The sequence below is a fragment of the Pseudomonas sp. DTU12.1 genome, from assembly GCF_009873475.1.
Lineage (GTDB): Bacteria > Pseudomonadota > Gammaproteobacteria > Pseudomonadales > Pseudomonadaceae > Aquipseudomonas > Aquipseudomonas proteolytica.
In genome coordinates, this window is sequence record NZ_CP045254.1 from 3,362,540 (window position 1) to 3,385,490 (window position 22,951).

The following is a 22,951-nucleotide window of genomic DNA, read 5'->3' on the forward strand; positions in this document are numbered from 1 at the left end:
CGCGGGGCAAGCCCGCTCGCCACAACAGCCCTATCTGCCTGGATTTAGGCGTTGCGGCAAAATTGTGTAGATACCTATGGTGATCGCAGGGAATGCAGCTGCGCGCTCTGGCGTTGCATTACCGCACTTTCACCGTCAACGCCCCCACACTTGCCAAAACAATAACCGTCCCCACAATCACCATCATCGAAGGTCGCTGCGCCAATATCACCCATGCCATCACCATCGCCACCGGCGGTATGAGATAAAGCGCAATCGCTGCCCGACTGACCTGGCTATGCGTCAGTACATAAGCCCAGGCCAGGTAGGCCAGCGCACTGGGAAAGATGCCCAGCACCAGCACTGCCAGGTTCACCGACACCGGCGCCTGGGCCACTTCCTCCGGTAATCCGGGCAGATACACCAGCAGCAACGCCGTACCTGACCAGAGGGTGAAACACACCATTGTCAGTCCGTCATAACGCTGTGAGTAACGCTTTTGCAGGGCGAAATACAGGCTCCAGGACGCCGCTGCCAGCAGGATCAACACGCCATGCCCATCCAGTTCGCCCAAGCCCCGATCCCCCACCGCCACGACTCCGGCACCGAGCAGGCCGCCAAGGATACAGCCCCACTGCCAGGCGCCGAGCCGCTCCCTGAACAACGTGCTGGCGAGCAATGCGCTGAACAGTGGCGTCGATTGCGCCAGGACGCTGGCGGCGCCGGCACTCACACCGCGCTGGCCGTAGTTGAGGGCGATGTGGTGCAGCGTCACCGCAAACAATCCCAACACCGCAAACAAAGGCAAATCCCTGACCCGGGGCCGTGCAATACCCTTGCAGCAGGCCACCCCGGCCATAAACACCGAAGCAATCAAAAAGCGCAGCACAGCCAGATTGTCGGGCGCATAGGCCTGCAGCGCGATATGGATGCCGACAGGCGAATACGCCCAGCAGAGGATGACGAAGAGGGTCGCCAGGACAACTTTTGCGTGGGGCATGAGCATTCTCAAGGACGTGGCAGCACACAGGCACTGCCTGGCAAAAGTATGAGAAAACCCAAGCCCTGAAAAAAGTGACTTAAACTGAGCCCACCCTTCACTTCAGGTGAACCATGGAACTGTCCCAACTGCGCATGTTCAAGACGGTCTACGAGTTGGGCAGCATCGCCCGTGCAGCCGCAAAGCTGCATTGCGTGCCGTCCAATATCACCGCACGGCTCAAGTCCCTGGAGCAGGAGCTCGGGGTCGCGTTGTTCCTGCGTGAGGGCCGGGGCCTGCGGGTCAGTCCTGCGGGCGAAGTGTTTATCGAATACGCGACGAAAATCCTCGACCTCACCGAAGCCTCCCGGCGTGCCGTCGCACCTGGTGGCGCGCCCCATGGGCACCTGCGGATCGGGGCTATCGAGTCCAGTGCTACGGGGCGCTTGCCCCATTTGCTGGCGCGCTACCACGCGCTGTACCCACAAGTGTCGTTGGCGTTGAGCACCGGCACCTGGTCGCAGTTGCTCGATGATATCCAGCACCATCGGCTGGATGCGGCGATTGTCGCCGTGGATGTGCAACGCCCCGGGCTGGAAAGCACGCTGCTGTATAGCGAAGACCTGGTGCTGATCGCCCCCACGTCCCTGGGGCCGGTGCGCACCGTGACCGACCTGCAGGGCCTGACCCTGTTTATGTGGCCGACCGGCTGCCCGTATCGCCTGGCACTGGAGCAGTGGTTGTCACGCCACGGCCAAGTCGCGTCAATCGTCAGCATCGCCAGCTACGGTACGATTATCGGCTGTGTCAGCGCCGGCAGCGGCGCCGCGCTGGTACCGCGGGGGATCTACGAGCAATATCGTCAGGGCGCCAACTGGCAAGGCCACGAGTTCGCGGAACTGACGCGCATCGACAACCGGTTTTACTGGCACGCCAACACAGGCTGCCATCCGGCCCGGGATGCATTTTCGGCACTGCTGCGCGATCACTGCCTCCTCGGGGCTACCTCCAACGAGGCATAGGCCCGGCAAGCCTTGCGCCCTACCATGGGGGGGAGCGGAGGTACGCCATGCTGACCCACCCATCCATCGTTTTAACCCTGCGCCGGCATCATCTGTTCAGCCCCTTGCCGGAAAAAATCTTCCAGGACGTCTGCACCCTGGCCAATCTCAAGCGCCTGCCCGGGCACGCGACCTTGATGCATCAGGGCGACCCCGCCGAGCGGTTTTTCCTGTTGATCAGTGGCCAGGTCAAGTTGCACCGGGTCACCGGTGAAGGCCAGGAGCATCTGGTGGAAGTCATTCGCCCCGGCCAGACCTTTGCCGAAGCCCTGCTGTTCAGCCAGGCCAAGGCCTACCCGGTGAGTGCCACGGCGCTCAAGGACAGCGTGCTGGTTACCATCGAGGGCCATCATTACCGCAAGGCCCTGGAAGACCAGCCGCAGATCTGCCTGGCAATCCTCGGCACCATGAGCATCCACCTGCATCAACGCCTCAAGGACATCGACACCCTGAGCCTGGCCAATGCCAGTCGCCGGGTCATCAACTTTCTGATCCAGGAGCGCGACCTGGCCAGCGGCGATGTGGTGCTGCAGGTGCCCAAGCGTCTGGTGGCCTCCAAACTGGGGATTCAGCCAGAGACGTTTTCGCGGATCCTGCATCGGCTGGTAGACGCCGGCCTGATCGATGTACAACGGCGCACGATCCGCATCCTGTGCGAGGAGCAGTTGATGACCTATCAGGCCGGCTGACTTAGAATCGACGCCATTCTTCGCCCGCCTTCCTGACACGAGCGCCCCCATGAGCTTTGATTTCGATACGATCCACCCTCGCCTCGGCACCGGCAGCACCAAGTGGAGCCGCTACCCCGAAGACGTCTTGCCGATGTGGATTGCCGACATGGACATCGCCGCCCCGCCGGCGATCCTCAAGGCCCTGCACGCGCGCCTGGACCAGCAGATGCTCGGCTACAGCGTCGCCCGGCCGGAAGTGCGCGAGGCGATCATCAGCGACCTGTGGCACAAGTACGCCTGGCACGTGCAACCCGATGAATTGCTGTTCCTGCCGGGTGTCGAGCCAGGCTTCAACATGGCCTTGCATGCCTTTGTCCAACCGGGCCAGTCGGTGGTCTTGCAAACCCCCAACTACGCGCCGCTGCGCCATGCAGCGGGCAACTGGAACCTGCCGAAGATCGAAGTGCCGTTTGAACTGAGCGACCAGGGCGAATACCTCACCCCCCTGCCCGCCTTGCGCCAGGCCTTGAAAGGTGCCGGCGCACTGCTGTTGAGCAACCCCCACAACCCCCTGGGCAAGGTGTTTGCCCGCGAGGAACTGCTGGCCGTCGCCAATGCCTGCCTGGAACAAGGCACGCTGATTGTCTCCGATGAGATCCATGCCGAGCTGTGCTTCGACGGGCGCCGGCATATCCCTACCGCCTCGTTGAGTGCAGAGATCGCACGGCGCACCATCACCCTGATGTCCGCGAGCAAGGCCTACAACGTCGCCGGCCTGAAGACCTGCTTTGCGATTGTCCAGGACCCACTCATCCGCGAGCGCTTCAACAAGGCGCGCTGCGGCATGGTCGATAGCGTCAGCCCGTTGGGCCTGGAAGCCACCTGGGCGGCGTATAGCCAATGTAGTGAGTGGTTGGAGGCGTTGGTCACGTACCTGCAAGGCAACCGCGACTACCTGGTGGATGCCGTGCAAAAACGCCTGCCAGGGGTGGTCATGCATGCGCCTCAAGGTACCTACCTGGCCTGGCTGGATTGCAGCGCCCTGGGCCTGGAAGACCCACAGCGGTTTTTCCTTGAGCAGGCCAAGGTAGGGTTGAGTGCGGGCGTGGAATTTGGCGATGACAGCCAACAGTTCGTACGCTTGAACTTTGGCTGCCCGCGGGCATTGCTCGAAGAAGGTATTTCACGCCTGGAACGCAGCCTGCAAAACCTGTAGGCGCGGCCCTGGCGGCTGATCAGAGCTTGGCGATGGACACCTCGGTGGATTTGACGAAGGCAATCACTTCGCTGCCCACCTTCAACTCCAGGTCACGCACCGAACGTGTGGTGATCACCGAGGTGACAATCCCGGACGCGGTTTGCACGTCGATCTCGGACACCACTTCGCCGAGCAGGATTTCCTTGATCACGCCTTTGAACTGGTTGCGCACGTTGATCGCTTTGATGGTCATGTCGGTTTTCCTTTCACTGTTGGGTCAATCCGCACGAATGCGCAGACCTTCAAAATGCGCCATTCACACCAACAACAAAAGGAATAAATAACTATTTATTTATTCCATATAGATATATGCAAAACCCTGTAGGAGCCGGCTTGCCGGCGATGGCGTCCTTGAACTCAGCACATGATTCACGGGCCTCATCGCCGCATAGGTATCTACACAACTTTGCCACAACGCCTAAATCCAGGCAGATAGCGCAGTTGTGGCGAGCGGGCTTGCCCCGCGCTGGGCTGCGAAGCAGCCCCAATAAGCCGAATGCGTTGTACCAGGTACACCGCAGCGGCTGGTTTTGGGGCTGCTTCGCAGCCCAGCGCGGGGCAAGCCCGCTCGCCACAGGAGAGTTCGTCAGTTTCTGAAAGTTGTGTAGATACCTATGCCCATCGCCGGCAAGCCGGCTCCTACATGGGTTTGGTCAAAAACCTACTGTTGCCGACACCAGCCAGGTACGTGGCGTAGACAGGGTCAGGCCGGGCGCGCTGTCGCTGGAGGTCGCGGCCGATGCCCAGTAGGTCGTATTCAGCACGTTCTCCACAGTCGCACGCAGGGTCACTGGGTTTTCCTTGACCTTGAAGGTGTAGCGCGCCCCCAGGTCATAGCGTTCCCAATTGTCGATCTTCTGCTGGTTGGCCGCGTCCAGGTACTGCGCGCCGGTATGGATCGCGCGGGCGGTCAGGGTCAGGCCTTGCAGGCGTGGGATATCCCATTCGGCACCCAGGTTGACGTTGGCCACTGGTGCACCGGTGCCGCGCTTGCCGTCGGTCAGGCCCTGGGCGGTCTTGGTCTGTTCGCTGTCGAGCAGCATCACCCCGCCGAGCAGGCGCACGCCGGCCAGGGGTTCGCCAAACACGTTCAGTTCCACGCCCTGGTTGCGCAATTCGCCATTGGGTTTGAAGAAGCCCTGGTTGTCGATGCCATAGGCCGGCTGCTTGATCTGAAACACGCTGGCCGTCATGCCAAAGCTGCCCATGTCGTACTTGGCGCCGACCTCCACCTGCTTGCTCTTGGTCGGCGGGAAGATCGCGTTTTCATTGTTTACCCCGCTCGAAGGTGCCGTCTCGCCCTGGCTCAGGCCTTCCATGTAGTTGGTGTACAGGGACAGTTGATCGGTGACTTTCACCACCAGGCCCAGGGCCGGCGAGGTCGCTTGTTCGTCGTACTCCGGCTGGTCCTTGATGCCATTGCTCCAGGACGTGACCTGGACCTTTTGCAGGCGTGCACCCAGGGTCAGCAGTACCCGTTCATCGAAGAAGGCCAGGGTGTCGGCCAAAGCCAGGCTGGTGAAGCGGTTTTCGGTGTGGGTGCTGGTGTCCCAGCGCACAGCCTGGCCTGGACGGGGCAACACCACCGGGTTGTAGAGGTTGCTCCTGCCGGGGGTATAGCGCTCGCCGGCATTGTCGAAATCCATGTTGAACTGGTTGAGGCTGACATTGAGCGTGTGCCCTACAGGGCCGGTATTGAACCAACTGCGCGCGCCCACAGTGGCGGTCTTGACGTCTTCGTCGCGGCGGAAGCTGCGCGGCACTACCGTGAAGTCGCCATTGCTCTGGGTCGCCTGCACACCGTGGCGCAGGAAGTCGTAGTTGCCTTTGCGCGCACCGGCGGCGGCGTAGACCATCAGCGAATCGCTGACATCAAACTCGCCACGCACCGCGCCAAAGGTGTCCTTGGTATGGGAGTACGTCCAGGATTGGGCAAAGTTGTCGCGGATGTCGCGGGCCTTGGGCATCACGCTGCCCCTGGCAACTTCCACGCGCTCCTGGGGCGCGTCGGCGGTGCGTTCCTGACGCCCGAGGTCGAGGGACAGGCGCACTCGCTCCTTGCGATAGTCGAGGCCGATCACGGTCATTTCGCGGTCGACCTCCTGGTGATCCCATTCGGTATCGCCGGATTGCTTCACGCCATTGAAACGCACGCCAAACTGCTGCTCGTCGCCAAACCGCCGACCGATATCCACCGCACCACCGAACTGCCCGGCCGAGGCATAGCTGCCAGTGAACTCGGTAAGCGGTGCATCGGCGGCACGCTTGGGCTCGATATTGATCCCGCCACCGATACTGCCCCGCGGCGCGATACCACCGAGCAAGGCGCCGGGGCCCTTGAGGATATCGACGCGCTCGACCATTTCCATGTCGATGGCGTAAGTCGGCAGCACGCCATAGAGACCGCCGTAGGACACATCGCTGTTGAACAGGCTGAAACCACGCACCGAAAACTGCTCGAAACGCCCACCAGCGGGGTTGGTGATGCGCACCGAAGGGTCGCTGGCAACCATTTCGCCGAGGGTCCGCGCCTGCAGGTTCTTCACCGCCTTGGCGGTGTAAGACGTGAGGTTGAACGGGGTATCCATAAAGTCGTTATCGCCCAACAGGCCCTGGGCGCCTTTGCGTGTCACTTGGTCACCGGCGTAGGTTTGGGCAACGGGTGTGTTCGCGGTCCCCAGAATCGAGGTGGCTGGCAACTGATAAGCACCGCCCTGTGGTGCGGGGATCAAGGTGTAGGCACGCTCCCCCACCGCTTGCAATTGCAGGCCCGAGCCTTGCAGCAGGCGTGCGAAGCCTTCTTCGACGGCAAACTCACCGGAAATCCCGGCGCTTTGGCGACCGCCGACCAGGGCCGGATCCACCGAAAGATTGACCCCGGCCAGCCCGGCAAAGCGGGTCAAGGCGCTGCCCAGGCTGCCGGCGGGCACCTGGTAACTGCGCCGGGCCGCGTCCTCGGCCCAGCTCACAGGGATAAACATTGGGCTGGCACTCAGGCTCAGGACCAGACTCAGGCGCAGTAGCGATGGCGGGACGACAGGCATTAAAAGGCTCTCTGTTTTCGTTCACTTGCCTTGGATGACAGGCGAGCCGAAAAAAAGGGACACGATCGTTCAAACTGGCCGAAAAAATGTTGGAGCCGCTTTGTGTGGGAGCGGGCTTGCTCGCGAAGGCGGTGTATCAGACATAGATGAGTTGGCTGACCCTGCGCCTTCGCGAGCAAGCCCGCTCCCACATTGGATCTGCCTCAACAATTAAATCGTGGTCAAGCCAGGGTTTTACGCGGTGCCAGCGTGACCCAATAGCGCGTGCGCCACTGCACCTGCAGCCCATGGGTGGTGGCCAGCAGGCTGAGGATGCGGTCGGTGTCGTCCAGGCGGAAACTGCCGGTGACGCGCAAGGCTTCCAGGCTTGGGTCCCAGCGCAAAACGCCCGGGCGATAGCGATCAAGCTCGCGCAGGAAGTCGCCCAGCCCCTGGTTCTGCGCCGTCAGCACGCCATCGCGCCAGCCCAGTTGCAGCGCGTCGAACGGAACCGGCGCCCCCAGCCCCGAAGCCTGTAGGCGTATCTGTTGCCCGCCGCGCACCAGGGCGCTATGCCCCGCTCCGTCGCGCACTTGCACCTGGCCCTTGAGCACCGACACCACACACGCCTGCGCGAACTGGCGCACACAGACCTCCGCCTGGCTGGCGATAACCTGGCCATAACGGGTGTGGACAGTCAGCGCCGCCGCGCCTGGCACACTCAGCGCCATTTCCCCGTCGACCAGGGTCAGGCGCCGCTGCGCAAGGTTTACATCCACCGCGCTGGCCGTGTTCAGTTGCAGGGCGCTGCCATCGGCCAGCGGCACGCGTTTGCGCTCGCCGGTGGCGGTATGCAGGTCGGCACGCCACACGTCGAGGGGTAACTGGCGACTGAGCAGCCATGCCGCCGGCACCAGCGCTGCCACGCCCAGGGCGCGTTTGAGCACGGCACGCCGCCCCGGTTGCGGGCGGTCGAGGCTGGCCATGGCCAGGGAGGATGGCAATTCGGCAAAACGCTGGCGCAGCAGCTGGGCTTTTTGCCAGGCCTGTTCGTGCTGGGGATGGCTGTCGCGCCATTGCTGCAAGCCCGCGTGATCGCGCTCGCCGGCCGTGCCCGACTCCAGCAGCGCCAGCCACTGCGCCGCTGCCCGCGCCACATCCGGCGCGGTGCGGCTCACAGTTCCACCAGCAGGCAATGCTCATAGGCCTGGGCCATGTAGCGTTTGACCGTACGTTCCGAGACCTTGAGACGCTCGGCAATCTCCCGGTAGCCCAGGCCTTCGAGCTGGCTCCAGAGAAACGCCCGACGCACAACCGGCAGCAAACCGTCGAGCAATTCATCCAGTGCCTGCAGGGTTTCCAGCAGCAACCAGCGCTGCTCCGGCGATGGCACGCAGTCGTCGGGCAAGCGTGCCAAGGCATTCAGGTAGGCCTGCTCCAGGCTGCGGCGCTGATGGAAATTGACCAGCAGGCGCTTGCCCACTGTCACCAGATAGGCCCGTGGCTCCTGCAATTGCGCTACCGGCTGGGCACTGGCCAGCACCCGCAGGAACGTATCCTGGCTCAGGTCGGCGGCATCCCAGGCATTGCCCAGGCGCCGACGCAGCCAGTTTTCCAGCCAACTGCGATGGTCGCGGTACAAGGTGCTCAGGCTGGGTTCGGCGGTGGTCGTTGGCGATACAGCATCATTCATGGCAAGCGAACCCTGAGCAGCGCGAGTGAGTCTCAAATGAGATTCATTCTATTTAATATCCCTGCGCTGCACCATGTTCTTTTTGCCGGGTAGACGGGCGGAGGCTGTTAATCAAGCGCCCTGGCCTTATGCCGCAGCAGATCAATAAACAACCCCAACTCGTGGCTCACCGGTTCACCCTTGCGCAGCAAGATGCCAAATGGCGCAAGCGTCACTTCCAGCTCCACTGGCAACTCGACCACTAGGCCCATCTTCAGGTAATCACGCAGGGCGCTTTCCGAAAGCACCATGATTGCATCGGTCAGTTGGATCAGTTGCTGCATGGAATACACCGAGCTGCATTCGATGATGTCCGCCGGCAGGGGCAAGGCCAGGCGCTGCAACGCTTCGTCAAAGCCGATGCGTGCCGGGCTGCTTTCCGGTTGCAGAATCCACGGCCAGTCGCTGACCAGTTCCTCCAACGGCAAGCTCGCGCGCTGCGCCAACGGATGCCCGGCATGTACCACCACCAGCAGGCGCTCGTTGCCCAACGGCTCAAAGCTGTAATGCTCGCTATTTGTGGCAGCGTTACGACGGGCGATGGCCAGGTCGATACGCCCTTGTTCCAGCAGTTGGATCACCTGGTCGCTGGTGTCGCCCATAATGCGAATGCGCAGTTGCGGGTTGAGTGACTTGATCTGGGCAATCGAGTCCATCACCAGGTCCGGCGCGGCGCCCATGATGGTGCCGATGGCCAGGTAGCCATAACCGCCCTGCTGGCGGGCCATCAAGTCTTCGGCGCAGCGGTCCAGGCCGCTGAGTGCCGATTCGGCGAAGCGAATCAACTCCTTGCCCAACGCCGTGGGGCGCATGCCACGGGGCAAGCGTTCGAACAGGTCACAGGCAAACATGTCCTCGATCTCGCGCAGCATGCGGGTGGCCGCCGGTTGCGACATGTTCAGGGCCTGGGAAGCACGGTGCAGGTTCTGGCTCGAACTCAAGGCCACCAGCATATGCAAATGCTTGTAGCGCAGGCGGTTGAACAGGCTGCGGGAGATCAGCGGACTACTCATTCTTTTCCTTACTATCGATACCCTGAGGTTATCGCTTATGAGCGAGATTCGATTTGTAGCGCATTGCTCGGCCGCCGTACAGTCCGGCCCATAAGAACAAAGCCCTACAAAAGGACTTCAAGATGACCACGCTACCCGTGTCCCTGCTCGCCAAAATTTCCTGGCGGCTGCTGCCCTTCCTGCTACTGATGTACATCATGGCCTTCCTCGACCGCGCCAACGTCGGGTTCGCCAAACAAGCCTTCCAGGCCGACACCGGCCTGAGCGACGCCGCCTTCGCCTTTGGCGCCGGGGTGTTTTTTATGGGCTACGCCTTGCTCGAAGTGCCGAGCAACCTGATCCTGCATCGCGTCGGTGCCCGCCTGTGGATGTGCCGGATCATGGTCAGTTGGGGCCTGGTCTCGGCGGCAATGATGTTTGCCCACAACGAAACCAGCTTCTACATCCTGCGCTTCTTGCTGGGTGTGGCTGAAGCCGGGTTTTTCCCTGGCGTAATCCTCTACCTCACCTACTGGTTTCCCCAGGCCGCACGCGGCAAGGCCATGGGTTTTTTCTACTTTGGCGCGCCACTGGCCTTCATCTTCGGCAGCCCGCTGTCTGGCCTGCTCTTGGAAATGGACGGCTTCGGCGGCCTGCATGGCTGGCAATGGCTGTTCGTCGTGGAGGGCCTGATGGCTTCGGCAGTGGGGATCTGGGCCTATTGGTACCTGGACAATCGCCCCGCCGACGCCAAATGGCTGACCGTTGAGGAGCGCCGCCAGATCCAGGACCTGCTGGACGCCGAAGACCAGCACAAAGGTTCCCATGGCCGCAGCCTGCTCAGCGTGCTGTGCCAGCCGTCGGTGCTTTACCTGTGCCTGGTCTACCTGCTGATCCAAGCCAGTGTGTACGGCGTGGTGTTTTACCTGCCGACCCAGGTCAGTGGTTTGCTTGGCACCAAGGTCGGCCTGATGGTCGGGCTGGTCTCGGCGATTCCCTGGGTGTGCGCGCTGTTCGCCGCGTGGTGGATCCCCGGTTATTCCGACCGCAGCGGCGAGCGCCGGCGCACCGCATCGCTCACCTTACTAATGGCTGCCGCCGGCATCGCCTGCTCAGTGACATTCGCCAACCCATTGCTGGGCATGCTCGCCCTGTGCTTCGCCGCCTCGGGATTTATTGCCGTGCAGCCGGTGTTCTGGACCTTCCCGTCCAGCTACCTGGCAGGTAGCGCCGCAGCTGCAGGAATTGCCTTGATCAACTCCTTTGGCGCACTGGGCGGGTTTATCGCCCCGGTCCTGAAGAACTGGGCGGAAACCGCCTTCAACTCCCCGGCAGCCGGCCTGTACCTGCTGTCCGCCACCACGGTACTGGCTGCGTTGCTGGTGCTGGGTATCCATTCCCCCGGCCAAAAAGCGTCGAACACGCCGGCCACTGTTTAATTTTCAGGAGTCACACCATGGGCAACATCACCATCAAACACGTCCGCGCTTTTGTGTTGCGCGGCGGTGGCGCGGACTATCACGACCAGGCTGACGGTCACTGGATCGACGACCACATTTCCACGCCCATGAGCAAGTACCCCGAGTACCGCCAGAGCCGCCGCAGTTTCGGGATCAATGTGCTCGGCACGTTGGTAGTGGAGATAGAAGCCAGCGACGGCACCGTTGGGTTTGCCGTGACCACCGGTGGCGAACCTGCGGCCTATATCGTTGAGAAACACCTGGCACGTTTCCTTGAAGGCGCACGCGTCACTGATATCGAGAAAATCTGGGACCAGATGTACCAGTCCACTCTGTATTACGGGCGTAAGGGTCTGGTAATCAACACCATCTCCGGCGTGGACCTGGCGCTGTGGGACCTGCTCGGCAAGATCCGCCAGGAACCGGTACACCAATTGCTCGGCGGTGCGGTGCGCGATGAACTGCAGTTCTACGCCACCGGCGCGCGCCCGGACCTGGCGCAGAAGCTGGGTTTTATCGGCGGCAAGATGCCCCTGCACCACGGCCCGGCCGAAGGTGAAGAAGGCTTGCGCAAAAACCTCGAAGAGCTGGCGACCATGCGTGAGCGGGTCGGCCCGGACTTCTGGCTGATGCTCGATTGCTGGATGAGCCTGGACCTCAACTACGCCACCAAACTGGCGATTGGCGCCCACGAATACGGCCTTAAATGGATTGAAGAGGCGCTGTCCCCCGACGATTACTGGGGCTACGCAGCGCTGCGCAACAACGTCCCCAAGGGCATGCTGGTCACCACCGGCGAACATGAAGCCACCCGCTGGGGCTTTCGCATGCTCCTGGAGATGGGCTGCTGCGACATTATCCAGCCGGACGTCGGCTGGTGCGGCGGCTTGACAGAACTGGTGAAAATTTCCGCCCTGGCCGACGCGCACAACGCCATGGTGGTGCCGCACGGTTCCTCGGTCTATAGCTACCACTTCGTCGCCACCCGGCAGAACAGCCCGTTCGCCGAATTCCTGATGATGGCGCCCAAGGCCGACGAAGTGGTGCCGATGTTCCACCCGCAACTGCTGGGCGAACCGGTGCCGATCAATGGCCGCATGCGCTTGTCGGTACTCGACAAGCCGGGCTTCGGCGTAGACCTGAACCCCGCTTGCCAACTGCACCGTCCGTATAACCGCTAAGGAATTTCACCATGAAAATGCCTCACAACGCGTTCAAGGCCGGCCTGCGGCAGGACGTCAGCCAATACGGGATCTGGGCGGGTTTTGCCACCGGCTACGCCGCAGAAATTGTCGCCAGCGTAGGTTACGACTGGATGCTGATTGACGGCGAACACGCGCCGAACACCGTGCCCAGCGTGCTCAATCAATTGCAGGCAGTGGCGCCGTACAGCACCGCGCCCGTGGTGCGTGCGGTCAGCGGCGATGCCAACCTGATCAAGCAACTGCTGGATCTCGGCGCGCAGACCCTGATGATCCCCATGGTCGAAACCGCCGAGCAAGCCCAGGCCCTGGTGCGCGCCATGCGTTATCCGCCCCACGGTATCCGTGGCGTGGGCGGCGGCCTGACCCGGGCGACGCGCTGGGATGGCGTCGACCATTACCTCACGACCGCCCATCAAGAGCTATGCCTGATCGTTCAGGTCGAGTCGCGCCTGGGCGTGGAAAACGTCGAGGCTATCGCCGCCGTCGAAGGCGTGGACGCGGTATTTATCGGCCCCGCTGACCTGTCCATCGGCCTCGGCCATGCCGGTAACCCCGGCCACCCCGAAGTCCAGGAGCGCATCCAGCACGCGGTCAGCGCTACGCTCGCTGCGGGCAAGGCCTGCGGCATTCTTGCACCCAATGAAGAAGACGCCCGACGTTACCAGGCCTGGGGCTGCCGCTTTATCGCGGTGGCCATTGATATCAGCCTGCTGCGCCAGAGCGCCCAAAGTACCCTCGCCCGCTACCGCCCTGCCGCCGACGCTAAAGCGCCTTCGCGCACTTACTAAGGAGCCTGCCATGCCATCCGTTCCGGTTTACCAGAACTTCATCAACGGCTGCTTTACCGCCAGCAGCGCGCACATCGACGTGCTGAACCCGGCCACCGGCGCACTGCTGTCCAAGGTGCCGGCCGCCACTGCCGAAGATGTCGACCAGGCCCTGGCCGCCGCCCGCGCAGCGCAAAAAGACTGGTCCCGCAAACCGGCCATCGAGCGCGCCGGGCACTTGCGACGAATCGCCGCCAAGCTGCGGGAAAACGTCGCGCACCTGGCCCGCACCGTCACACTAGAACAGGGCAAGATCAGCAGCCTGGCCGAAATCGAAGTCAACTTCACCGCCGACTACCTCGACTACATGGCCGAATGGGCGCGCCGCATCGAAGGCGAGATCATCACCAGCGACCGGCCCAACGAAAACATCTTCCTGTTCCGCAAACCCCTGGGCGTGGTGGCCGGGATCCTGCCGTGGAATTTCCCGTTCTTCCTCATCGCCCGCAAGATGGCCCCGGCTCTGCTGACCGGCAATACCATCGTGATCAAGCCCAGCGAAGAAACACCGAACAACTGCTTTGAGTTCGCCCGCCTGGTGGCCGAGACCGACTTGCCGGCCGGGGTATTCAACGTAGTCTGCGGCGACGGCCAGGTCGGCGGCGCCCTCACCGCCCACAAGGGCGTGGACATGATCAGCTTCACCGGCAGCGTCGCGACTGGCTCGCGGATCATGACCGCGGCGGCACCGAACATCACCAAGCTCAACCTGGAGCTGGGCGGCAAGGCGCCGGCCATCGTCCTGGCCGATGCCGACCTGGAGCTGGCCGTCAAAGCCATTCGTGACTCGCGGATCATCAACAGCGGCCAAGTGTGCAACTGCGCAGAACGTGTGTATGTACAACGCAGCGTCGCCGACCAGTTTATCGAGCGCATCAGCGCGGCGATGGCCGCCACCCGCTACGGCGACCCACTGGCCCAGGCCGATGTGGAAATGGGCCCGCTGATCAACCGCCAGGGTCTGGAGAGTGTCAACCGCAAGGTGCGCACGGCCCTGGCCCAAGGTGCCAGCCTGGTTACCGGCGGGCAGATTGCCGACCTCGGCGCCGGCTTTCACTTTCAGCCGACGGTATTGGCCGGTGGCCGCGCCGACATGGATATCATGCGCGAAGAAATCTTCGGCCCGGTGCTTCCGATCCAGATTATCGACGACCTCGACGAAGCCATCGCCCTGGCCAATGACTGCGACTATGGTCTGACCTCTTCGATCTACACCCGTGACCTGGGCAAGGCGATGCACGCAGTGCGCGAACTCGACTTTGGCGAAACCTACGTCAACCGCGAGAACTTCGAGGCGATGCAGGGCTTCCATGCCGGCGTGCGCAAATCCGGGATCGGCGGCGCCGATGGCAAACACGGCCTGTACGAGTACACCCATACCCACGTGGTGTACCTGCAGAGCTGAGGTGGTGCAACGGTCACGGCATGTGAGTGCCGGCCCTCACAACGACCCTTCCAACAAGGATTGCGCAATGAGCATTGCCAACCTCTACAGCGGCCCGATCATCGACAGCCATTTGCACCTGTTCGACCCACGCCGCCCTCAGGGTATCCCGTGGCCCGAGCCGGGCAACCGCCTGTACGCCGCACATTTACCTGAAGACTACTGGGCGCTGGCGGCCCGACATAACGTGATCGGTGCCATTGCGGTAGAAGCCAGCCCGTGGCGCGACGATAACCGCTGGTTGCTGGAAACCCTGCGCAGCGATGCGCGAATGCTTGGCTTTGTCGGCAATCTCGACCCGCTGCACGCGCAGTTTGCCGGCGAACTTGCGGCACTGGCCTACGAGCCACTGTTCCTTGGCCTGCGCTACGGCAACCTGTGGGACCGTGATTTGCTGGTCGACCAAACACGTCCCGGGTTTATCGACGGCCTGCGCCAGCTTGCCGATTGCGGCCGTTGCCTGGACAGCGCCAACCCAGACCCGCGGCTGATCAAGGGCCTGTTGCACCTGAGCGATGCCCTCCCCGAGCTGCGCATCATTATCGATCACCTGCCCAACGCCCAGATCCCTGTGGGCCAGGAAACGGCCTACCATGCAGACCTGTTGCGCTTGGCCGAACGGCCCAATGTATTTGCCAAGCTGGCAGAAATCCCCCAGCACGGGCCCAACGGCTTGATTGTCGATAGCGCGTTTTACAACGACCGCCTGGCCGTACTGTGGGACGCGTTTGGCGAAGACCGCTGCTTCTTTGGCAGCGATTGGCCCAATAGCGATCACCTCGCCGATTTCGCCGCCACCCTGGGCCTGGTCAAACGCTGCATGGCTGATCAGCGACAGGCCGTCCAGGAAAAATTCTTCCTGCACAACGCCGTGCGCATCTACAGCCCGACCCTGCCCCCTGGAGGCCTCTGATGCCGACCCGCGCCTTTCGCATGAACCTCAACCCCGGCATGGCCGACGAATACCGTCGGCGCCATGACCAGATCTGGCCGGAGCTGGCCCAGGCCCTGCGCGATGCCGGCGTGGTGGATTACCGGATCTTCCTCGACGAGCCCAGCAACGCACTGTTTGCAGTGTTGACCCACGAAGCGGTGCATGGCCTCGACGCCCTGCCCGGCACTGCGCTGATGCAGCGCTGGTGGCACTACATGCACGACATCATGCCCAGCCACCCGGATAACTCGCCGGTCAGCATGGACCTGCTACCGATGTTCAGCCTCACGCCCGACTGATCCATTCATCTGCTTACCACCACAATAAAAAGGATTCGAACACGTGGAAATCATTCTCCTCGGTGTGATTCTGCATTTAATCGGCGGCTTTGCCTCCGGCAGTTTCTACATCCCCTACAAAAAAGTCGGTGGCTGGGCCTGGGAAAGCTACTGGATCACCGGTGGCCTCGTGTCGTGGCTGATCGTGCCGCTGATTGCCGCGCAATTGACCGTACCCGGCTGGGTCGAGATCCTGCGTAACGCCGACACCAGCACCCTGCTCTGGACTTATATGTTCGGCGTGCTGTGGGGCATCGGCGGGCTGACGTTCGGCCTGACCATGCGTTATCTGGGGCTGTCACTGGGCATGTCGCTGATCATGGGCCTGACCTCGGCCCTCGGTGCGTTGATGCCAGCGTTGTACCGCGACCTGTTCACCCACGAGACAGAGGGCACCCTGACCTCGATGCTGGCATCACAAGGCGGCCATTGGGTGCTATGGGGCGTGGCCGTGTCGCTGATCGGCATCGCGGTGTGCGGCAAGGCCGGGTTGATCAAGGAACGGGAAGTGTCCCAGGCAGTGAAGTTAGCCAGTGTCAGCGAGTTCGCCCTGGGCAAGGGCATGCTGGTGGCGGTGATTTCCGGGGTGCTGAGCGCGTGTTTCAGCTATGGCATTTCCGCCGGGCGCCCACTGGCCGCTGCAGCGGTGGAACATGGTGCCAACAGCCTGTTCCAGAACAACGTGACGTTCATGGTAATCATGTGGGGCGGCCTGACGACCAACGGCATCTGGTGCCTGTGGCTGAACTGGCGCAACCGCACGTTCCACAACTACACCGACCGCAGCACCCCGCTGTTGCGCAACTACCTGCTGGTGGCGTGCGCCGGGACCCTGTGGTTCCTGCAATTTTTCTTCTATGGCATGGGCGAGAGCCGCTTGCAGAACGACGCCAGTTCATGGGTGCTGCACATGTCCTTCATCATCATTGTGTCCAATTGCTGGGGCCTGTATTTGCGCGAATGGCACGGCACCAGCGCGACCAACAAAAGCGTGCTGGTGGCCGGGATCGCGGTGATCCTCGGCGCGATTGCCATGGTTGGCTACGGTAATTACCTCGGCTGAGGCCGCAATGTCTTTTTGTAGGAGCGAGCTTGCTCGCGAAGAACCTGATGACGCCGCGTTTAGCCGCTAAGCCCGCGTTATCGTTGACGTTTTTCGCGAGCAAGCTCGCTCCTACAACAGCGTTAATTTTTTCAGGAGATTTCCCATGATGTTGCTAGCAGACAAAACCGTGATCATCACCGGCGCCTCCCGTGGCATCGGCCGCGCCGCCGCCCGCGAGTGCGCACGCCAGGGCGCCCGCGTAGTGATCGGCCATAGCGGCAGCGAACAAGGCACACACGCCGCGCTGTCGCTGATCGAAGAGATCCGCGCCTTCGGCGGCCAGGCCATTGAAGTGGGTGGCGATGCCGCCGACCCGGACACCGGCGACACGCTGGTGGCCGCTGCGGTCAAGGCCTTTGGCAGTGTCGATGTGTTCGTCAATAACGCCGGTATCTGCCCGTTCCACTCCTTCCTCGACATGCCGCGCGAGGTGTACCTCAAGACCGTCAACACCAACCTCAACGGCGCCTATTTTGCGGTGCAGGCAGCGGCCAACCAAATGAAGAACCAGGGGCGTGGCGGTGCGATCATTGCCGTCAGTTCCATCAGCGCCCTGGTGGGCGGCGGCATGCAGACCCACTACACGCCGACCAAGGCCGGCCTGCATTCGCTGATGCAGTCCTGCGCCATCGCCCTGGGGCCGTATGGCATCCGCTGCAACTCGGTCTTGCCGGGCACTATCGCCACCGACATCAACAAAGAAGACCTGGCTGACGAGGAAAAACTCGCCTACATGACCTCGCGCACGCCGTTGGGCCGCCTGGGTGAGCCGGACGACGTCGCCGGGCCGATCGTGTTCCTCGCCTCCGATATGGCGCGCTACGTGACCGGTGCATCGTTGCTGGTCGATGGCGGGTTGTTCGTCAACTTGCAGTAACCCTTCCCCCGACACCACACATCCACTGTAGGAGCCGGCGTGCCGGCGATAGCGGTCGCACTTCACACCGCCATCGCGAGCAAGCCCGCTGCCACATTGGGGGTCTGTGTGTGCCTGGAATTTGTGTTTTACCCCTGATAACAACAATAAAACCAAGGAGCATTCATGCGCATCAACCTCCCCCTGGCCCTACTTTGCAGCACGGTGTCCACCTGCGCCCTGAGCGCCGGTTTGCTCGACCCTGCCTCCCCCGCCATGCTCGGCGACTGGAACGGCCTGCGCCCGCAACTGGCCGAGCAGGGCTACGACTTTACCCTCAAGTATGTCGGCGAAGCGGGCTCCAACCTCGGTGGCGGCTACGACTCCCACATGACCGCCCGCTGGAGCGACCAGTTGATCCTCGGCGTGACCATGGACCTGCAAAAACTCTGGGGTTGGCAGGACGCGACCTTTCGCATCGGCATCGGCGAGCGCCATGGCAAGGACATCACCAATGACCGCGTGCATCACCCCGACGCCACCGGCCTGACCTCGACCATGGAAGTGTTTGGCGGCGGCAATGCCTGGCGCCTGTCGCAATTTTGGTACGAGCAGAAATTCTTCGAGCGCAAATTCGCCCTGAAACTGGGGCGCTTCGGCCATGGCGAGGACTTTGACCAGTTCCCCTGCGAATTCCAGAACGTCACCCTGTGCGGCTCCCAGGAAGGCAACTGGAATGGCGTGTGGAACAGCTTCCCCATCAGCCAGTGGGCGGTGCGCGCCAAGTACCAGTTCACCGATGAGTTCGCGATGCAGATTGGCGCCTACGACAAGAACCCTGGCAACGCTGAGGCGAGCAACGGCTTCAAGCCGTTTATCAGCGGCTCCCAAGGTACCAGCTTCCCCATCGAAGCCATCTGGAAGGGGCAGTTTGGCGGGCTGAGTTCGGAGTACCACGCCGGTTATTACTACACCAATGCCGATACCAAGGACATGCTCAAGGACGCCGACGGCAACTACGCGGCCAGCAGCCAGAAGCCTTATCGGATGTATTCAGGCAATGCCGGCTGGTGGTTGTCGGGCCAACAGCAGTTGACCACGGTCGATGGCAACAACAAGCGCGGACTTAACGTGTTTGCCAACCTGACCATGAATGATCCGCATAAAAGCGTGATCAAGAGCCTGGTACAGGTGGGGCTGATCTATCGAGGGCCCTTCGACTCGCGGCCAGATGACACTTTTGGCATCGGCGCTTCGAAGTTGCAGGTCAGTGACCGCTATACCGACAACACCCAGGCGCTCAACGCGCGCAATGGAGTGACGGGCATGGATGATCCGCTGTATGTGCCTGAGCAAAAGCGTGAGTACAGTTATGAGGTCAACTACGGGGTACAGGCCACCCAATGGCTGATGGTGCGGCCTAACCTGCAATACGTGAAATACCCTGGAGGGTTGACGCAAACCAACGGTGCAGTGGTGGGTGGGGTGCAGTTTATTGCCGACTTCTGAGAGAGGTTGGCCGCAGAGCCGGAGCGCGAAGCTGCAGTCCCGGTAGGAGCTGGCTTGCCAGCGATGGCGGCGTACCAGGCAACCTATGCTTGGGCTGACACACCGCCTTCGCGGGCAAGCCCGCGCCTACAGGGGTTGGATTTTGGTCGCACTACAGCGTTCTTAACGCATCACCACAATCCCCGCCACCAACACCACCGGCCAGGCCAACATCGCGGCTCGCCATCCCAGGGGCGCGTGACGTAGTTCCATGAACCCATCGGCAATCACCCAGGCCTTGGCTACTGCGGCCAGCACCACTGCCCACCACCACCCCGCAGCACCGGACATGACGGCACCCACGCTCAGCAGCACCAGCGCCGTCCAGCACGCCAGCAGCCTCACAACACGTACACCAACGGAAACAACACTACCCACACCAGATCCACCATATGCCAATACAACACCCCGGACTCCATCCCCGACTGGCGCCCCGGCCCGTAAGCCCCGCGCCAACAGCGCAACGCCAACCACGCCAGGATCACCATCCCCAGCAGTACATGCAAAAAGTGAAAGCCGGTCAAAATCCAATACAGGGTAAAAAACGTACTGTGCTCCATCCCCAACCCCGCAGCGGCCAGGTGGCCGTACTCGCTGAGTTTGATCCACACATACACCAGCGCCACCAACAACCCCAGTACCAATAACCCAGCCGCCCGCCGCGAGCGGTCGGCGAGTGCCTGTTGCTGGGCCAACGCCGCAAGCAGGCCGGCCGTCAGCAGGCTCAGGGTCATCGCCAGGCCGGTGGAGGTGTCCAGTTGTGCGCGGCCTTCGGCAAAGACCTCGGGCCGTAGCGTCTGGGTCACGGCAAAGGCAAGGATCAGAATCGCAAACACCGAGAGTTCGGCAAGGATAAAAAACCACATCGCCAGATCACCCGGCAGGCGCCGGTCAACTGAAGTGAACATCAACCACATCCATCAGGGCCGCGACGGTTTGCGGGTCGTCGCTCAGCGCTTCTGCCAGGCAGGCCATGCACGCCTCGCGGGGCGGCATGCCGGCGGCGATCAGGCGGGCGGTGAAGATCAGTAGGCGCGTAGAGGCCACCTCCTCCAGGTCATGCTGGTCAAGCCGGCGCAAGGCTTGCCCCAGGCGCACCACCTGGGCCGCCAGGGCGCTGTCGACCTGGGCTTCGCGGGCGACGATGCGTTCTTCTTCGAGTGTCGATGGATAGCCAAAGCGCATCGCCACAAAACGCTGGCGCGTGCTGGGTTTCATGCCCTTGAGCAGGTTCTGGTAACCGGGGTTATAGGACACCACCAACATGAACGACGGCGGCGCCTTGAGGACTTCGCCCGTGCGCTCCAGGAACAGCTCGCGACGGTCATCGGCCACCGGGTGCAAGACCACGGCGGTGTCCTGGCGCGCCTCGACCACTTCGTCGAGGTAGCAGATGCCCCCTTCGCGCACCGCGCGGGTCAGCGGGCCGTCCTGCCACCAGGTGCCTTGGGCGCCGATCAGGTGACGGCCAATCAGGTCGGCCGCACTGAGGTCGTCGTGGCAGGCCACGGTATACAGCGGCAGTTGCAGACGGTGGGCCATGTGCTGCACGAAGCGGGTCTTGCCGCAGCCGGTGGGCCCCTTGATCAGCACCGGCATGCGGTGACGCCAGGCGTGTTCGAACAACTCATGTTCGTTGTTGACGGCTTGATAGAAGGGTTCGGTCATGGCGCACCTTGCATGGACAACGGGTTTGACCGCCACGCTACGGGGGCCTGCGACAACCTGGCAAGCCGTACTCAAGGCAAACTTGATCGCCGTCAAGCGGTCATTCACCCACCGCGACATAGTCTCTGCTGGCACTAAGAACCTGCGTTCTACCCGGATCGCAAAGGTCTTGCCTGAGGAGATATGGAATGCTGACTCGCAACAAAACACCCTTTGTACTGACGCTGGCCGGGCTCAGCTGCGCGCTGGCCCTGGCCCTCTCAACCCAGGCCTTCGCGGCGGCACCCGCACCGGCTGCAGCCATGGTCAAGAGCCCCGGCGCACCCGACTTGAGCCAAGCCGAGTTCGATGCCTCCAAGCAGATCTACTTCGAGCGCTGCGCCGGTTGCCATGGAGTGTTGCGCAAAGGCGCCACCGGCAAGCCGCTGACCCCGGACATCACCCAGGCCCGTGGCCAGGCGTACCTGGAGGCCTTGATCACCTATGGCTCCCCCGCCGGCATGCCGAACTGGGGCACCTCCAATGCGCTGACCAAAGCGCAGATCACCAGCATGGCCACCTTCATCCAGCACACCGCGCCAACGCCACCGGAATGGGGCATGGCCGAAACCCTCAAGACCTGGAAGGTACTGGTCAAGCCCGAAGACCGTCCGAAGAAGCAACTCAACAAGCTCAACCTGGAAAACCTGTTCTCCGTCACCCTGCGTGACGACGGCAAAATCGCCCTGATCGACGGCGACAGCAAGAAAATCGTCAAGCTCATCGACACCGGCTATGCCGTGCATATCTCGCGGATTTCCGCTTCCGGGCGCTACCTGCTGGTGATCGGCCGTGACGCCAAGATCGACATGATCGACCTGTGGCCCGTCGAGCCGACCAAAGTCGCCGAGATCAAGGTGGGCATCGAGGCCCGCTCGGTGGAGACCTCCAAGTTCAAGGGCTACGAAGACAAGTACGCGATCGCCGGTTCCTACTGGCCGCCGCAGTTCACCATCATGGACGGCGAGACCCTGGAGCCCAAGCAGATCGTCTCTACCCGTGGCATGACCGTGGACAAGCAGGAGTACCACCCGGAACCGCGTGTAGCGGCGATCATCGCCTCCCACGAATGGCCGGAGTTCATCGTCAACGTCAAGGAAACCGGCAAGGTGATGCTGGTCAATTACCAGGACATCAAGAACCTCACCATCACCACCATCGACGCCGCGCCGTTCCTGCATGACGGCGGTTGGGACAGTACCCATCGTTATTTCATGACGGCGGCGAACAACTCCAACAAGGTCGCGGTCATCGACTCCAAGGAGCGCAAGCTCACCGCTCTGGTGGATGTGGGCAAGACCCCGCACCCCGGTCGTGGCGCCAACTTTGTGCACCCGCAATATGGTCCGGTGTGGGCCACCAGCCACCTGGGTGACGGCGGTGTTTCAGTGATTGGTACCGACCCGGTCAAGCACCCGCAGTACGCCTGGAAGCAAGTGACATCGCTCAACGGCCAGGGCGGTGGCTCGCTGTTTATCAAGACCCACCCCAACTCGCGAAACCTCTACGTCGACACCACCCTCAACCCCGACACCAAGCTCAGCCAGTCGGTAGCCGTGTTCAACATCGACAAGCTCGACGCCGGCTACACCGTGCTGCCGATTGCCGAATGGTCCGGCATCAAGCAAGGCGCCCTGCGCGTGGTGCAGCCGGAATACAACAAGGCGGGTGATGAAGTGTGGTTCTCGGTGTGGAACGGCCAGGAAGAGGAGTCGGCGCTGGTCGTGGTCGATGACAAGACCCTCAAGCTCAAGAACGTGATCAGGGACAAGCGCCTGATTACCCCGACCGGCAAGTTCAACGTTTACAACACCCAATTCGATATCTATTGA

The 22,951-nt window shown here is 62.1% G+C and carries 22 protein-coding genes; 13 read left to right on the forward strand and 9 right to left on the reverse strand.

Going from position 1 to position 22,951, the window contains the following annotated elements:
- Positions 1-118: 118 nt before the first annotated feature.
- Positions 119-979: a DMT family transporter gene (locus tag GDV60_RS14495; RefSeq protein WP_256679302.1), complete on the reverse strand. Its 861-nt coding sequence runs from the start codon at positions 977-979 to the stop codon at positions 119-121.
- A 113-nt stretch (positions 980-1,092) separates the two neighbouring features.
- Between GDV60_RS14495 and GDV60_RS14500 the strand changes: the two genes are divergently transcribed.
- From GDV60_RS14500 to GDV60_RS14510, 3 genes are read left to right on the forward strand one after another with little or no spacing between them, the layout of a single operon-like run.
- Positions 1,093-1,980, forward strand: a complete 888-nt coding sequence (locus GDV60_RS14500; protein ID WP_070994245.1) for a LysR family transcriptional regulator — start codon at positions 1,093-1,095, stop codon at positions 1,978-1,980.
- A gap of 47 nt (positions 1,981-2,027) precedes the next feature.
- Complete coding sequence (locus tag GDV60_RS14505; protein WP_029291299.1) at positions 2,028-2,708, forward strand: Crp/Fnr family transcriptional regulator; 681 nt, start codon at positions 2,028-2,030, stop codon at positions 2,706-2,708.
- 49 nt (positions 2,709-2,757) lie between these two features.
- Positions 2,758-3,906 carry a MalY/PatB family protein gene (locus GDV60_RS14510; protein ID WP_104912465.1) on the forward strand — a complete coding sequence of 383 codons (1,149 nt, stop codon included), beginning with the start codon at positions 2,758-2,760 and terminating at the stop codon, positions 3,904-3,906.
- A gap of 19 nt (positions 3,907-3,925) precedes the next feature.
- Here GDV60_RS14510 and GDV60_RS14515 read toward each other — a convergent pair whose 3' ends face one another.
- From GDV60_RS14515 to GDV60_RS14535, 5 genes are all read right to left on the reverse strand, one after another.
- Positions 3,926-4,141: a molybdopterin-binding protein gene (locus GDV60_RS14515; RefSeq protein WP_003173733.1), complete on the reverse strand. Its 216-nt coding sequence runs from the start codon at positions 4,139-4,141 to the stop codon at positions 3,926-3,928.
- Between the two features lie 460 nt (positions 4,142-4,601).
- On the reverse strand, positions 4,602-6,992 hold the full coding sequence (locus tag GDV60_RS14520) for a TonB-dependent receptor (RefSeq protein ID WP_159907803.1): 2,391 nt from the start codon (positions 6,990-6,992) through the stop codon (positions 4,602-4,604).
- A 221-nt stretch (positions 6,993-7,213) separates the two neighbouring features.
- On the reverse strand, positions 7,214-8,149 hold the full coding sequence (locus tag GDV60_RS14525; RefSeq protein WP_159907806.1) for a FecR domain-containing protein: 936 nt from the start codon (positions 8,147-8,149) through the stop codon (positions 7,214-7,216).
- Complete coding sequence (locus GDV60_RS14530; RefSeq protein ID WP_104912468.1) at positions 8,146-8,664, reverse strand: sigma-70 family RNA polymerase sigma factor; 519 nt, start codon at positions 8,662-8,664, stop codon at positions 8,146-8,148. Before GDV60_RS14530 ends, GDV60_RS14525 begins: the two co-directional genes overlap by 4 nt.
- A gap of 107 nt (positions 8,665-8,771) precedes the next feature.
- Positions 8,772-9,716, reverse strand: a complete 945-nt coding sequence (locus GDV60_RS14535) for a LysR family transcriptional regulator (protein ID WP_029291275.1) — start codon at positions 9,714-9,716, stop codon at positions 8,772-8,774.
- 122 nt (positions 9,717-9,838) lie between these two features.
- On the opposite strand from GDV60_RS14535, the gene GDV60_RS14540 reads away from it, so the two are divergent.
- The 9 genes from GDV60_RS14540 (at position 9,839) to GDV60_RS14580 (ending at position 19,373) form a co-directional block, all read left to right on the forward strand.
- The gene (locus GDV60_RS14540) at positions 9,839-11,134 is read left to right on the forward strand and encodes an MFS transporter (RefSeq protein ID WP_159907809.1); all 1,296 of its coding nucleotides are present in this window, start codon (positions 9,839-9,841) and stop codon (positions 11,132-11,134) included.
- A 17-nt stretch (positions 11,135-11,151) separates the two neighbouring features.
- Entirely contained in the window at positions 11,152-12,336 is a 1,185-nt protein-coding gene (rhmD, locus tag GDV60_RS14545; protein WP_159907812.1) for an L-rhamnonate dehydratase, read from the forward strand.
- Positions 12,337-12,347: 11 nt separating this feature from the next.
- Positions 12,348-13,148, forward strand: coding sequence for an aldolase/citrate lyase family protein (locus GDV60_RS14550; protein WP_104912470.1), 801 nt, complete (start codon positions 12,348-12,350; stop codon positions 13,146-13,148).
- Positions 13,149-13,158: 10 nt separating this feature from the next.
- Positions 13,159-14,592, forward strand: a complete 1,434-nt coding sequence (gene aldA, locus GDV60_RS14555) for an aldehyde dehydrogenase (protein ID WP_029291268.1) — start codon at positions 13,159-13,161, stop codon at positions 14,590-14,592.
- Between the two features lie 67 nt (positions 14,593-14,659).
- The gene (locus GDV60_RS14560) at positions 14,660-15,544 is read left to right on the forward strand and encodes an amidohydrolase (RefSeq protein ID WP_070994238.1); all 885 of its coding nucleotides are present in this window, start codon (positions 14,660-14,662) and stop codon (positions 15,542-15,544) included.
- A complete protein-coding gene (gene rhaM, locus GDV60_RS14565; RefSeq protein ID WP_169851606.1) occupies positions 15,544-15,864 on the forward strand; it encodes an L-rhamnose mutarotase in 321 nt (106 codons plus the stop codon). The genes GDV60_RS14560 and rhaM overlap by 1 nt, the downstream gene beginning before the upstream one ends.
- 43 nt (positions 15,865-15,907) lie before the next feature.
- On the forward strand, positions 15,908-16,966 hold the full coding sequence (gene rhaT, locus GDV60_RS14570) for an L-rhamnose/proton symporter RhaT (RefSeq protein ID WP_029291264.1): 1,059 nt from the start codon (positions 15,908-15,910) through the stop codon (positions 16,964-16,966).
- 148 nt (positions 16,967-17,114) lie between these two features.
- The gene (locus GDV60_RS14575) at positions 17,115-17,885 is read left to right on the forward strand and encodes an SDR family NAD(P)-dependent oxidoreductase (protein WP_104912680.1); all 771 of its coding nucleotides are present in this window, start codon (positions 17,115-17,117) and stop codon (positions 17,883-17,885) included.
- 165 nt (positions 17,886-18,050) lie between these two features.
- Positions 18,051-19,373 (forward strand): carbohydrate porin, encoded by a 1,323-nt coding sequence (locus tag GDV60_RS14580; RefSeq protein WP_159907814.1) that lies wholly within the window; start codon positions 18,051-18,053, stop codon positions 19,371-19,373.
- Positions 19,374-19,535: 162 nt separating this feature from the next.
- Here GDV60_RS14580 and GDV60_RS14585 read toward each other — a convergent pair whose 3' ends face one another.
- From GDV60_RS14585 to GDV60_RS14595, 3 genes are read right to left on the reverse strand one after another with little or no spacing between them, the layout of a single operon-like run.
- Positions 19,536-19,757, reverse strand: a complete 222-nt coding sequence (locus GDV60_RS14585) for a cytochrome C oxidase subunit IV family protein (RefSeq protein WP_256679303.1) — start codon at positions 19,755-19,757, stop codon at positions 19,536-19,538.
- A complete protein-coding gene (locus tag GDV60_RS14590; RefSeq protein WP_104912472.1) occupies positions 19,754-20,320 on the reverse strand; it encodes a cytochrome c oxidase subunit 3 in 567 nt (188 codons plus the stop codon). The genes GDV60_RS14585 and GDV60_RS14590 overlap by 4 nt, the downstream gene beginning before the upstream one ends.
- Complete coding sequence (locus GDV60_RS14595; protein ID WP_029291253.1) at positions 20,304-21,080, reverse strand: CbbQ/NirQ/NorQ/GpvN family protein; 777 nt, start codon at positions 21,078-21,080, stop codon at positions 20,304-20,306. The genes GDV60_RS14590 and GDV60_RS14595 overlap by 17 nt, the downstream gene beginning before the upstream one ends.
- Before the next feature lie 302 nt (positions 21,081-21,382).
- On the opposite strand from GDV60_RS14595, the gene nirS reads away from it, so the two are divergent.
- The gene (gene nirS / locus GDV60_RS14600) at positions 21,383-22,951 is read left to right on the forward strand and encodes a nitrite reductase (protein ID WP_224791098.1); all 1,569 of its coding nucleotides are present in this window, start codon (positions 21,383-21,385) and stop codon (positions 22,949-22,951) included.